This is a genomic window from Peribacillus sp. NPDC097225, from assembly GCF_044761955.1.
In the GTDB taxonomy this organism is placed as follows: domain Bacteria; phylum Bacillota; class Bacilli; order Bacillales; family DSM-1321; genus Peribacillus.
Genome location: NZ_JBIWDJ010000009.1, coordinates 43,209 through 56,919, shown reverse-complemented (window position 1 = coordinate 56,919; position 13,711 = coordinate 43,209). Strand labels below are relative to the sequence as shown.

The following is a 13,711-nucleotide window of genomic DNA, read 5'->3' as shown; positions in this document are numbered from 1 at the left end:
ACCTCCTTTTCACATCGGATCAAGCTAAAACTTTCTGGGAAGATAGCAGGTTCCACCAATCAGCAATTGTCGGTTTCTCAGCCATTTGCATGAAATTGATTTCCGCCCCTTTTCCTCTCAACATTTCCACAAGGCTCATCATGCGGATGGAGTCCATTCCTCTATCGATTAAATCCTCATGATCTTCAAGACCTTCTGAAGGGTCTTCGCCAAGAAGGTCGAAAATCATCATCCTTAATTCCTCTATTGTCCAATCGGCTCCTTCCTGACTAGCAGGTGATGTTTGTTCACTGACTTGTAATTGGTCAAGCAACTGAAGCGTTGAAGTTGTAAACGCACATCGCTCTGCGGCATATTTCAGGGCCATTTTATGTTCTTCCAACGAAAAATCAGCGACCGCATCGGCCACCAGGAATGGTTGTATATCTTGCATAAACGCTTCGCTTGCCGTTAAAAGGCATCCAATATGGGCATATACTCCACAAATAATAAGTTGATCACGTCCCTGTTCTTCCATTAATTCAAGAAGATTGGTTCGTTTGAATGCACTGTATCTCCACTTAGTCAGCATGATGTCGTCATCAGACGGAGCAACGTCGCCCACGATTCTTGTCTGGTTCGGGTCATCATCGAGCCCCGTTCCCCAAAAATCTGTCAGGAGCGCACGGTCCTTAGGATTTTGATCTCCCGGTTGCGCCGTATAAACTACCGGTATGCCTAATTCCACACAACGATCCTTGATGGTTGTTATGTTCTTCAATAGTTCCGGTATGGGTGAATCATTTTTTTCGAAAAAATCGATAAAATATTGTTGCATATCATGAATGAGAAGAACCGAACGCTTCGGTTCCGCCTTCCATGCCACCTTATTTTTTGGTAAATCAGATTCAACTGGCATTGCATATGGTGTGATAGCGGGAATAGCCATCAAATCACTCCTTTTTCTAATTTATTTTAATAATGTTGCTATTTTACGTTCATTTAGCTTGTCAGAAATGATTTGTCGAAGTGCCTTTTTGCTTACTTTTCCTAATGGCGTTTTAGGAAAGGTCTCGATGAATTCCACTCGGTCGGGAATTTTAAATGTAGCCAGACCCCTATCCTTCAAGAACTGTTTGAGCTCTCTGGCTTTAGGGGTTTCCCCCCTTGGTATCACGAATGCGCATGACCGCTCCCCAAGGTATTCATCAGGCATCGAGACAATGGCTGCATCATGAACGGCTTCATGGGCCAGCAGATGGTTTTCCACTTCTTCTGCCGCAATTTTTTCGCCACCTCGATTGATTTGATCCTTATCTCGGCCCTCAACGACTAAGTAGCCTGAAGAATTTATGCTTACCAAGTCACCCGTACGGTAAAATCCATCTTTAGTAAAGGCCTTCTCATTATGTTCCGGTGCCTTGTAATAACCGCAAATCGTATAAGGCCCCCTTGTCAATAATGTCCCTACTTCACCGGGCGCAACTTCCTTATCTTCTTCATCAACCACACGAATTTCATCAAATTCTGACATTGGACTTCCTTGAGTGTTCACGATGAGCTCATTTGAATCATCAAGCCTCGTATAATTCACTAGTCCTTCCGCCATGCCGAATACTTGCTGTAATTTACACTGAAAGGCCGGGCCTACTCGACGGGCGGCCTCAGCGCTAAACTTCGCTCCTCCAACTTGCATCACTTGAAGGCTTGATAAATCATCATTACGGGATGAAACGGCTTCAAGCCATCTCAATGCAAGGGGCGGTACGAGTGCGGTAATCGTCGCACCATGTTTTTCAATGAGAGGAAATGCTTCATCAGGGCTAGGACCAGGTGAAAGGACAACCTGTCCCCCACCATATAATGTGCCTAGGATGCCAGGAGAACTCATCGTAAAGTTATGGGCGATAGGAAGCACCGCTAGATAGATGCTATCTTGATTGATTCCACAAATTTCAGCACTTAACCTTAAACTGTATATGTAATCATCATGTGTTCTTGGAATTAACTTTGATAAACCGGTACTTCCGCCGGATAACTGTAGGAAAGCGACATCACTAGACTGGACGATTGTTTCCACCAATTCGTCAGGTTCTCCGTATAAACCTTCCAAACTTGTGAACTCCTCTGCGTCCCCTGTCACAATCACATTCAACAAGCTATCATTCTTACTTTGAACGCCTCGGGCAAGTGTTCTGTAGTCAAATCCACCATGTTTATCTGGAATGATGTAAGCAACGGCTTCAGTGAACTCGCAAAAATACCCGATTTCATTGCTGCGATGGGAAGGAAGGGCATATACAGGAAGAGCCCCGATCCTGAATAAGGCGAAAATGACTTCAAAAAACTCAACGACATTAGGAAGCTGGATGACGACCCTGTCATTCTTCTTTATCCCTAACTTTTGAAGGCCGACCGCTAACCGATCGGCACGGTCGTCCAACTCTGCATAAGTCAGGTTTCTTTCCCCTCCGGTAATGGCAATCCGATCTCCATGCTCCTTGGCACGGTCACGTAGCATGCCGCCAAAGGTCTCCCCTTTCCAACAACCTTCTTTTCTATATAAATCAGCCAAATCCTTAGGCCACGAAGTAAAACCTTCTAACATCATCTTTCCCCTCCATGCCAATTACTTTGATAATTCCGTATCAATCCCCATTGCGCGAAGCATGGTTTGAAACTTAGCCGAAGTTTCGGCAAGTTCTTCTTCCGGTTTAGATTCTCCGACCACGCCGGCTCCGGCAAACAAACGAAGCGCCTTTTCTTCCACTTCTGCGCATCGAATCGTGACGATCCATTCACCGTCACCATTTGCATCACACCATCCAACCATTCCCGTGAAATATCCCCGATCGAAAGGTTCAATCTCCAAGATGGATTCCCTTGCCCGCTCAAACGGCGAACCGCATACGGCAGGAGTCGGGTGAAGCGCGATGGCAAGCTCCAAAGAAGAAGTTTCAGGATCCGCAAGTTCCCCCTTCACTTCTGTCGATAGATGCCACATTGTCTCTGTACTTATTACCGATGGGCTTTTGGGGACTTCCATCTTTTTGAAAAATGGACGAAGTGCTTCCGCCACTGCTTCTACTACGACAGCATGTTCATGTAAATCTTTTGAAGAAGAAAGCAATTCCTTCGAACGTCTTTGATCTTCCACTGGATCGTCACTTCGCGGTCGGGAGCCTGCCAACGGATTAGCCACCACGTGTAAGCCAGTTCTTGAAACAAGTAGTTCCGGGCTTGCGCCGATTAATGTTTTGGTGCAAACGCTTGAATCTTCTTGCTCTCCCAAATCAACGGCAAATGTATAACCCTTTGTATTTTGTCTTGCCAAGTTATGAAGCAACTCATTGATATTTACACTTACCAAAGATGTAAGTTGCAAGGACCGAGCCAAGACGATTTTGTCCAGATGACCACTGGCTATCTGTACTAGTCCTTCTTCGACACCTTCTTTATATTGGGCAGGCTCTGGAACCGATTTAATTTGGTATGTAGGGACTGAGCCCGTCTCCACTGTTCTACTAGGACCATATTCTTGAACACGTACAGTTGAATGTATCGTCTCTGGCACATGCAGATTAGCGGGCTTCTTATAATCAAACGGTATGGCGCCGGTGACGATTGGATTATCCTGTCCAAGCCTTTTTGCTCGCTCCAACGTTGCTGCAACCCTGTTAGCAAGATCCTCCATCTGATTCTCTTTTTCTTCATTTCCCGGAACCGTTAGCAAGGAACCTTTTCCCAATAAGGTTTGGTTCGGGCTTGATAGAAAGAAGTCGCCATCTTGGTAATCTTCCAACATCGGTTTTTCCAATACAGTCGAATTATATGGATGTTTAGTCATGTGCTATAACCCCTTCGTTATTGAATAGTCAGATATGTTAGTGGTCTTCCGAGCTTATTAGACTCCTAATGTAGCTCCACCATCTACACAAAGATTACTCATGGTAATATGATTTGATTGGTCGGATATGAAGAAAAGAATGGCATCGACAATGTTAGAAGGTTCCGCAATTTTTTTCAGTGGAATTCCTACTTTATATAATTCAGGCATGCCATCGATGACCGGTTTTACCCCATTATCACCTTCCCATAAAGACCACTGCATTTCCGTAGCGGTCGAACCAGGAGCAACGATGTTACAACGAATATTATGCTGAGCCAATTCCAAGCCTAGGCACTTAGTAAACATGGTGGCCGCTGCCTTGGATGCCGCATAGGCCGCTAAATTGATTCGTGGGACACTCGCTGCATTGGAACCCACTGTAACAATCGAACCTTTTTTCCTGTTTATCATATGTTTACTCACGGAACGGGAGACATTGAAGACACCAGTGGAATTGACGGCAAAAGTCCTTTGCCAGTCTTGATCACTATAGGACTCGATTAGCCCCGGGCTAAGAACCCCGGCTACATTCACCAATATTTCTATTGGACCAATCTCTCGCTCGACCCTATCAACAATGCGGTCGATGGCTGGACTATCACTTACATCCGCTGAAAACCCATATACCTCTAAACCTTCAGACTTCAAGGCATCTACGTGTTTCTGTAATTTATCTGTTTGGAAATCAACCGCCGCTACTACGATACCAAGCTTGGCTAACGACTGAACGACTGCACCTCCAATCCCTTGTGCTCCTCCCGTTACGAGTGCCACTTTCCCCTTACATTCCTGAAAGTACATACTTAACTCTCCCTTTCTTGATAAGAGAATCTAGTGCAACCATGCAACAGATTCTCAGTTTCATTACAAAAATCGTTTGGTAGAGAACCATTTAACCTGCTCTCCCTCCATCTTTTATCAATAATGATAATCATTATCATTTAAATTCTACAGGTAATGTTATACATTTCTATCTTCACGGTCAATGGGTATTCATCGATTTGCTAAGAAAGACCTATTCCTACACAGGTCCATTTGCCCTTAAAGCAAAACGTAGTCCCTTGTTAATTAATGGAGGTAAAACAGACACGTGATTTTCCTCCTCGAACTCCGTGAACTTTACATGTAGCCGGCCTTTCGTTGAAGTTCTTAAACGGTTAGAGAGTTCTAATGCATTTTCATTCATGCCACTTTTGTGATTTTTTTCGAATTCCCCCACACCTACAAATAAGGAGATATCCCTATCATCCCTTCCCAATCGACTCAGGAAATGATTCTCTTCTTCCGAAAACCACTTTTTATTCCAATGAATCGAGGGACTACCCGCGATATATGTTTGAAAAGCTTGAGGATTACTGAATAAGGTATACAGGGTAAATAAGCCACCTAATGAATGACCGAGAAGCGCTTGTCTACCCCGGTTAATGTTAATGGAACTCATAATCTCGGGCTTGAGGTCTTCTTCAATGAAATTCAAGAAGTTCGCCGCCCCTCCATGTGGAGGCCAATCCCCCCCATCAGGTTTCTTTGGCAATTCTGAATAATCGACGGGCAATGTAAAGTCATAATAACGGTCGGTGGAAAATGCTCCGTCTATCGGATATCCAATACCGACGATAACGGCAGGTACGATCCCTGTCTTTTCAGGTCGCTTCGACTGCAAACGCATGGCCTCGACAATGGTTCCAAACACCGAATTGGCGTCGAGCACATATATGACTGGAAATCCTCCTGCTGGCTGTGCCTCTTTTGGTCGATAGGTGAAAATTTGGTACATCCGTCCTTCCCTACTAGATTTCATGAGGAATTGACTCGTCCCTTTCAAGACTACTTCTCTATCTTCCCTAAAGTGACCCACCATTGCTGCCTTATCCTTTTCTTTCTCCATATTCTTTCATTCCTCCCATTACCTAATTTTCGACTATTAATCTTCACTTCTAGTTATCATGTATTTCATAACCCATTTATTGATAGTACTTACTCCCCACTAAATGATAATGTTTCTCATTTAGTTTATCAACATTGGTGAAATTTGCAACCACACCTTTCCTGAATATCTTTTTCATAGAAAATTAATGATGATATTTTATTTTTTTACAAAAATGCTATTGATAATTTTGTGGATTACCTATATATTGTATATTGCATGATAATGATAATCGTTATCACTGGTTACCTTCGTTTAACTCACTAGATTCCTAGTTGGACAGGTATCGAAATAAATTTTTAACTGCGCTAGAGAGCATCTACATATTGTTTGTAACACATTTTTAAAAAAATATTTTAGAATAAGGGGAGTCAGAACATGAAGAAAAAGTTAATGGTACTTGGCATGGCGGCAGTCTTTAGTATTGGACTTGGAGCTTGCGGTAATGCTGAAAACAGTTCAGGAGATACTTCTGAAAAAAGCAGTGCGACCGAAACGAAGAAGCAAGAGACACAAAAGATAAGCTATCTTGGCAAGGAATATACGATTCTTTCTGAAGTTAAAAGAATAGTGACAGCAAGTTTGGAGTCAATGGAAGATGCCGCTGCATTAGGAGTTAAACCAGTGGGTGCTATAACGGTAGGTGGAAAACTTCCAGAATATTTGGTGAAAGACCTTGAGGGTGCAGAGTCAATTGGTGAGAAAATGCAGCCAAACTACGAAACCATTCTTGGCCTTAAACCAGATGCTATCATGTGGACATCCAAATCCGACGGTACGGTAACGGAAAAATTAGATAAAGTGGCTACAACATTCCCTTACTCACATATTTCTACTGATTGGGAGGACAACTTACGGTTAATGGCCAAGCTGTCCGGCACGGAAGACAAGGCCGAATCCATCATCTCTCAATACAAAGAGGATGCTGAAAAAGCAAAAGTGGAAGTCGGCGAAAACCTGAAGGATAAAAAGGTAATGGTTGTGAGGGTAAGAAACGGTAGTCTATTCCTCTATCCTCAAGATGTATACTTCAACCCAGTGTTATATGCTGATTTAGGATTAACGGTTCCTGAAGAAATTAAACCAGTCAAAGCGCAAGAAATGATTGCATTAGAGAAATTTGCTGAAATTAACCCGGACTATATCTTCCTACAGTTCTCAGAAAGCGAAAATGCTGAAAAACCAAAAGCTTTAGAAGAATTGGAAAGCAACTCCATTTGGAAGAGCATCGAGGCTGTTAAAAACGATAAGGTGTTTGTGAACTCTGTTGATCCGCTTGCACAAGGTGGAACAGCTTGGAGTAAAACAGCCTTCTTAAAAGCTGCATCGGAAAATTTAGCTAAATAAGCAGTAAGGTGCGTTGATTGATATGGCAAAAATAAATTCATTACCGATCATAATTCTATGTATGGCACCCGTCTTAATTATTCTGACAACCATTTTGTCCATTCTTTATGGTGCAAAAAATATAGACTTTATAACAGTATGGAATGCATTTTTGCATTATGACCCAGAGAACGTCGATCATGCTATTATAATCACTTCACGATTGCCAAGGGTTCTGGGTGCCCTTCTTGTTGGGGCATTTTTAGCCATATCAGGAGCACTCATGCAGGGGATGACAAGAAACTATCTTGCATCCCCTTCAATCATGGGAGTGACCGATGGCTCTGCATTTGTCATCACTCTTTGCATGGTTTTCGCTCCTGGCATGTCTTCTTTCCATATGATTCTTTTTTCGATGCTGGGTTCTGCCTTAGGGGCTGGCATAGTTTTTGGTTTTGGTTCATTACTACATAATGGTTTATCCCCGGTACGCCTAGCCATAATCGGTACGGTAATCGGAACATTTTTGAGTAGTATATCGGCTGCGATAGCCTCCTACTTCCAAATTTCCCAGAGTGTTAGTTTTTGGTATAATGCAAGATTGCATCAGATCAATCCGGACATCCTGAAACTTTCGATCCCCATTGGGGCAATTGGCATCATCCTTGCTCTATTCATTTCCAAATCCATCACCATTCTATCTCTGGGGGATGAAGTCTCCATCAACTTAGGTCAACGTACGAAACTAGTTAAGCTTGTTTCCCTACTCTCTGTCGTATGCCTAACGGGTATTGCAGTGGCACTCGTCGGCAAGATTGGATTTATAGGGTTGATCATCCCACACATCACACGCTTTTTAATAGGAATCGATTATAAATGGATCGTTCCCTGTGCTGGTGTAATCGGTGGAATTTTCCTAGCATTATGCGATGTAATCAGTAGGTTCGTTAATTATCCATTCGAAACGCCGATCGGAGTGGTCACCTCCTTAATCGGCATCCCTTTCTTCCTATATTTAATAAGAACGAAAGGAGGAGAAAAAAGTGTATAGTCAATCATCGAAACGCTTGGTTATCACAATGACAGTCGGTATCTGCCTAATCATAGCGACAAGCTATTTAAGCTTGGTAAGCGGTACCTTTGATATGACCGTCATGGATGTCGTTCGGACGTTATTCCGTATAAACCCGGTCGCAGACTACGATTTGGTCATTTTTGATTTTAGGCTCCCCCGCATTGTCATTGCCGGTCTAGTGGGACTTGCACTAGGTATTGCAGGAGCTGTCATTCAAGGTGTAACGAGAAACGGTTTGGCGGATTCAGGCATCTTGGGAATAAATGCAGGGGCCGGAACTGCCATCGTCATCTTCATGTTTTTCTTTCAAGGTAAATATATTGGAGCAGGTTCTGATTGGCTGTCCATCATGAGCGTTCCGTTGTTTGGATTGGTTGGTGGAATTTTAGCCGCCCTCATCATATTCCTTATTTCGTGGAAAAACGGTTCCCTTGATACGAGTCGTTTCTTACTGACCGGGATTGCGATTGGCTCGGCATTTGGGGCCCTTTCCCTCTACATATCTTTGAAGATGAAATCTTCGGATTTTGAAATGGCCACTGTATGGATCTCAGGCAGTATCTACTCGGCCAATTGGAAATACATCGTCGCCATGTTACCTTGGCTAATAATCTTAATACCCATCATTATGAGGAAGGCCTATTTATTGGATTTGTTTCAATTGGAACAGACCAGTATAAAAAGCCTCGGAATATCAGTAGAAAAGGAAACTTCGATTCTCTTGCTCAGCAGTATCGGCTTAGTGAGTGCATGTGTTTCCGTATCAGGTAACATCGGATTTATCGGGTTGATGTCCCCACACATTGCAAAACACCTTGTAGGAATCCACCACAAACATGTGCTTCCTGTGTGTGGGGTGATTGGGTCCTTCCTGGTAATCGCTTCCGACTATATCGCAAAGACGGTGTTTGCACCGGCTGAATTGCCAGTAGGAATCGTCATTTCCATTATCGGTGTTCCCTATTTTCTCTATTTATTAATAAAAGAAAAAAGATAAAAGGAGAGATGGCCCGTGAGCATTCTGCAGATGGAAAATCTGGAAACCAATTATGAAAAATTCACAGTGTTCAAAGATTTAAATTTGGAAATAAAAGAAGGACTGATCACAACCATCATTGGACCGAATGGATGCGGTAAATCCACTTTACTAAAAACAATAGGGCGCATCCTTAAGCAAAAAAACGGGACCATTTATCTGCAGGGGCAGGATTTACAGTCCATTCATACAAAGCGGATTGCCCAGTTAATGGCCTTGCTTCCCCAAAACCCTGTCGCACCTTCTCAATTGAAAGTGGAGGAACTTATTTCATATGGTAGATATCCACACCGCAATAATGTCAATAAATTAACCAGAGACGATAAAGAAAAGATTGAATGGGCCATGGACATTACCAAGACCCTCCCTTTTCGTGATAGGGAAATAGCCAACCTATCCGGTGGGCAGCGTCAAAAGGTTTGGCTTGCCATGGCATTAGCACAGGAAACGGGCATATTATTATTGGATGAACCTACGACATACCTTGATATGGCTCATCAATTGGAAGTTCTACGGATCGTTGAAAGGTTAAACATAGAACAAAATAGAACCATCGTCATGGTTTTACATGACATCAATCATGCGGCCCGCTTTTCTGATGAAATCATCACCATGAAGAATGGAAAAATCATGAAGGTTGGAACCCCTTCCGAGACGATTACACCGGAAGTCTTGAAAGAGGTCTTTCAAATCGATGCACGGATCATGATAGACCCCTCCAATGGGGCTCCCGTATGTTATGGATACGATAATATCGCCCAACAAGAAGAAGCAGCAAAAGATGTTTATGTAACGCGTTAATGCTAAGTAACCAAACGAAAGGCACCCAGGTGGGGTGCCTTTCGTTTGGTATCATTTCTCAGATTGCTGTTGGTTCATAAACGGCCACCAGTTAGCTTTTCCGAACGTTGCAACCATCACTGGGATAAACAGTGGCAATATGATGAACGCGTATAGAGCTAGGCCTACCAATATTAAAGTCGCAATCTCTAGGAGTGACAGAACGCCTGCAGGCATCATGGCAGCGAAAGTCCCACCAAGGATCACGGCCGCGGAGATAATGACCGTCCCCATTTTCCGCATCGATAAATACATCGCTTCTTTTACCGGTTTACCTTTCCACTCATTAAAGCGATCCATCAAGAAAATACTATAATCGATTCCGAGTGCTATTAAGATAACGAAAGCGAAGAATGGAACGGCCCAGCCTATGCCCGCATACCCCAGAATGTTAACGAATATCAATTCTGTAATCGCCGCTGCCGTGAAGTATGTCAAAACAAGAGACACGATTAAATAGATTGGCATAACCAACGATCTAAACATAAAGAATAGAACGATTGCAATACCTGAAAGCATCAACACCACTGTCTTAGAGAAATCAGCCTCTGACATCATGCTCAAATCATGATGGGTGCTTGTAATTCCGCCGATAGCAATGTTGGCATTTTCTAGTTTTGTTCCTTTCGTTACATTTTTGACCGCATCCTCAATCCTATCAATTTGTTCAATGGATTCGTTGGAATATGGATTCGTCTTGAAGATTACATCAAGTGTCATCACTTTGCCGTCGTCAGATAGATAGGTATTCAGTGATTCTCCAAATTCCTTGCTTTCCAACACCTCTTTTGGAATGTACATGCCTGTGACCGTTTTATCCGTCTTCGCAAGACCGGATAAATAGCCCTGTGCAGATGATAATCCATCATGGACTTCATTCAGGCCATCGGCACTTTTATTTAAACCATCTTCCAATTGGTTTAGCTGACCACCCATGCTGGAAAAGCCATTCAATAGCTCTTGCTGACCACTGCTTAAGCTTGTTAGGCCCCCTTCAAACTGGGATAGATTTTTAATGACTTCGCTTTGTCCATTGGCCATGGTCGTTAATCCTTTTTGCAAGGTATCCACCCCTGTGATCAACTGGGTTAGACCTTTCCCCAGGGCTTTTTGTCCGTTCACGATTTCCGCCATGCTTTTATTCGCGGTATTCAAGCCACCAGATACAAGGCCGAGATTCTTATTGAGTTCCGTTAGTCCAGCTGCCATCGTTCCTACCCCACTCTGTGCGCCCTGGACCGTTTGTTTGATTGTTTGGTAGTTCACATCTTGCTGAAGCTCCGGATTACTAGCTTCCATTTTTTCAAAGGATGCGTTCAGCCCCGTAAGACTTTTCGACACCTCATTAAGATTTGTCTGAATATCTTTGTACCCGCCTTTAAGTTCATTCAATCCAGATGTGGACTGCTGGTAGCCTTCCAAAAGCTTTCCACTGCCTGTAGCCAGCTTTTCAAGGTTAGACTTGACCTCTTCCAGTCCTTTTTTCACGTCCCCTGTACCTAAGGAGCCATCACGGATACCTGCTTCAATACTCGTTAAAGCGGTCTCTACCTGGCCTACCCCGTTTTTCAATTCATTGGTTCCAGAGATCAGGCCTCCGATTCCGTCTGTCGCCTTCTTTAAACGCGGACCAGATTCTGAAAGTTCACTTCCTGCCGTCTTTAATCCGTCACTAATCTGTTCAATCCCTTGATTCCCTTCTCCGATTCCTTTTTCCAACGTTTTGGCCTGATTGGAGACAAACAAATCCTCTATAGGCTCACCGGTCGGACGGGTTACAGAACGGACGACATCGACGTCATCCACCTTCGTGATTTCCACACTGATCTTCTCCGCAAGCCCGACATAATCCTCTGAATCCATCCGCTCATCATTCTGGATGACGATCTGGGTTGGCATGGATTGTCCCGGACCAAATTCGTCGGCAATGATATTGAAGGCCATGATTGAGGGAACATCATTCCCAGCCTCTTCAAGAGAGTTATAAGAAATCTTCCCTTCATACATAAATAAAAAGGGAACACAAACAATCGCCACGATAAGCAAGGCCAGCAAAGGACGATTTAAGGAGAAGTTTCCTAATCTGCCCCACAACTTACTATCGCTATGTTCAAGCTTGCCTTTTGAAGGCCAGAATAGCTTCTTGCCAAGCACTGCCATGAAAAATGGAACGATTGTATACAGGGCAACCATCAGAATAAAGACTCCGATGGCCACGGCAGCTGCTGATTGATATAGCTTAAACGTGGAAAAGCCAATGGCCGCAAATCCGATCATCACGGTCAATCCGCTGAAGAAGACCGTTTTACCAGCCGTACGATACGTTTCTACAATGGCTTCCGTCAATGACTCCTGTCCTGATAATTCCTCTTTAAAACGACTTAACAAGAGAATGCAATAATCCGTTCCGATCCCGAACAAAATCCCGACCAAGAAAATCTGGGTATAGGACGAGATGGGAAAATCCCAACGGTCCACCAAAAAGGAAACGATGGATTGGGAGCATAAATAGGTGAAGCCTACTGTAATCATCGGAATGAGAGGCGTCACTACCGAACGGAAGACCACCAATAATACCACCAATATGAAGATGACGGTGATTCCCTCCGTTTTTTTTAATCCTTCCTGGGAATTGGTATTAAGATCTTCATCGATTATCCAACTGCTCGTGTAATAATGATCAACATCTATTTGATCCAATTCCTTATAAAGCGCGTCAATGACGTCCTTTGCCTCACGGTCTCCCTTGGTCATGGTGATGGAGGTCAGTATCGTGGATTGATCTTTCGAAACCAACTGTTCTTTAAGGGATGGTTCTTTAAAATGGGTCAGTATTTCTTTGATGCCCAGTTCCCCTTTATTCACTTCTAACCTTTGTATCCCCTTTTCAATCTCTTGCCTTTCATCTGCAGTCAGCTTCTTTTCACTATGAAAAACCAGGGCCACCTGCGATTCATCCTCATTTTGCACTTGCTTCAAAAGTTCATTCGCCATTCCGGAAGAATACTCTTTCGGAACATCCAACTGTCCCTTTTCCTTGACGAGTTCCGCCATATTAGGAGCTATGAACAATAATCCAACTGTAATGGCAATCCAGATAATGACGATTGCCCATTTTCCTTTTAAAATTGCTCTCATTTACCTTTCCTCCCTTATCCCCATCTTCATCTCGGCAAAAGTCCATGAAAGCTTTTCATATGTATCCAGGAAACTAACAATCTCTTCATATTTAAAATTCCCCATGATTGTCTCTACGACTATATGAATCTTCTGCTCCATTTCCTGAAATAATGTTTCTCCCTTTTCGGAAAGCCTCAAATGGACCACCCTTCGGTCATCAAGGTCACGTGCACGCTCTATCAAGCCTTTGCCTTCAAGGCGTTTAATGTTCGATGTGACTGCGCTTTTATTGACATGGAAAGCCTCACTAAGCTCGGTCGAGGTACAGAATTGCTGTTGTTTTATGAAACGCAAAGTATAATATTGTTCATTTGTCAGTACATCACAAATCTCGTCTTTAATGAGAAGCTCCCCCATCTTATTCACATGAAAGGAAACCTTCATGTATCGATCAATCAATTCGGTAACTTGTTTATCACTCATCCCTTCACCCCATAAAAAGTAGTTCAGTCACTTAAC

General features: G+C 43.3%; 11 protein-coding genes. 4 read left to right on the top strand and 7 right to left on the bottom strand.

Annotated elements, in window-relative coordinates:
- Nucleotides 1–19: 19 nt before the first annotated feature.
- From ACIQXH_RS18535 to ACIQXH_RS18515, 5 genes are all read right to left on the bottom strand, one after another.
- Nucleotides 20–928, bottom strand: coding sequence for an isochorismatase family protein (locus ACIQXH_RS18535; RefSeq protein ID WP_402959240.1), 909 nt, complete (start codon nt 926–928; stop codon nt 20–22).
- Between the two features lie 21 nt (nt 929–949).
- A complete protein-coding gene (locus ACIQXH_RS18530; protein WP_403125241.1) occupies nt 950–2,587 on the bottom strand; it encodes a (2,3-dihydroxybenzoyl)adenylate synthase in 1,638 nt (545 codons plus the stop codon).
- Nucleotides 2,588–2,608: 21 nt separating this feature from the next.
- Entirely contained in the window at nt 2,609–3,826 is a 1,218-nt protein-coding gene (gene dhbC, locus ACIQXH_RS18525; protein ID WP_403125226.1) for an isochorismate synthase DhbC, read from the bottom strand.
- 57 nt (nt 3,827–3,883) lie between these two features.
- Nucleotides 3,884–4,669: a 2,3-dihydro-2,3-dihydroxybenzoate dehydrogenase gene (locus ACIQXH_RS18520; protein WP_403125223.1), complete on the bottom strand. Its 786-nt coding sequence runs from the start codon at nt 4,667–4,669 to the stop codon at nt 3,884–3,886.
- Between the two features lie 220 nt (nt 4,670–4,889).
- Entirely contained in the window at nt 4,890–5,756 is an 867-nt protein-coding gene (locus tag ACIQXH_RS18515; protein WP_403125221.1) for an alpha/beta hydrolase, read from the bottom strand.
- 417 nt (nt 5,757–6,173) lie between these two features.
- On the opposite strand from ACIQXH_RS18515, the gene ACIQXH_RS18510 reads away from it, so the two are divergent.
- From ACIQXH_RS18510 to ACIQXH_RS18495, 4 genes are read left to right on the top strand one after another with little or no spacing between them, the layout of a single operon-like run.
- The gene (locus ACIQXH_RS18510) at nt 6,174–7,142 is read left to right on the top strand and encodes an iron-hydroxamate ABC transporter substrate-binding protein (RefSeq protein ID WP_403125218.1); all 969 of its coding nucleotides are present in this window, start codon (nt 6,174–6,176) and stop codon (nt 7,140–7,142) included.
- A 22-nt stretch (nt 7,143–7,164) separates the two neighbouring features.
- Nucleotides 7,165–8,172, top strand: coding sequence for a FecCD family ABC transporter permease (locus ACIQXH_RS18505; RefSeq protein ID WP_402959245.1), 1,008 nt, complete (start codon nt 7,165–7,167; stop codon nt 8,170–8,172).
- 28 nt (nt 8,173–8,200) lie between these two features.
- Entirely contained in the window at nt 8,201–9,193 is a 993-nt protein-coding gene (locus ACIQXH_RS18500) for a FecCD family ABC transporter permease (RefSeq protein ID WP_402991445.1), read from the top strand.
- 15 nt (nt 9,194–9,208) lie between these two features.
- On the top strand, nt 9,209–10,033 hold the full coding sequence (locus ACIQXH_RS18495) for an ABC transporter ATP-binding protein (RefSeq protein WP_402875598.1): 825 nt from the start codon (nt 9,209–9,211) through the stop codon (nt 10,031–10,033).
- Nucleotides 10,034–10,084: 51 nt separating this feature from the next.
- Here ACIQXH_RS18495 and ACIQXH_RS18490 read toward each other — a convergent pair whose 3' ends face one another.
- Both ACIQXH_RS18490 and ACIQXH_RS18485 read right to left on the bottom strand, forming a co-directional pair.
- A complete protein-coding gene (locus ACIQXH_RS18490) occupies nt 10,085–13,210 on the bottom strand; it encodes an MMPL family transporter (RefSeq protein ID WP_403125215.1) in 3,126 nt (1,041 codons plus the stop codon).
- Nucleotides 13,211–13,675 carry a MarR family winged helix-turn-helix transcriptional regulator gene (locus tag ACIQXH_RS18485; RefSeq protein WP_402875595.1) on the bottom strand — a complete coding sequence of 155 codons (465 nt, stop codon included), beginning with the start codon at nt 13,673–13,675 and terminating at the stop codon, nt 13,211–13,213.
- Between the last annotated feature and the right edge of the window lie 36 nt (nt 13,676–13,711).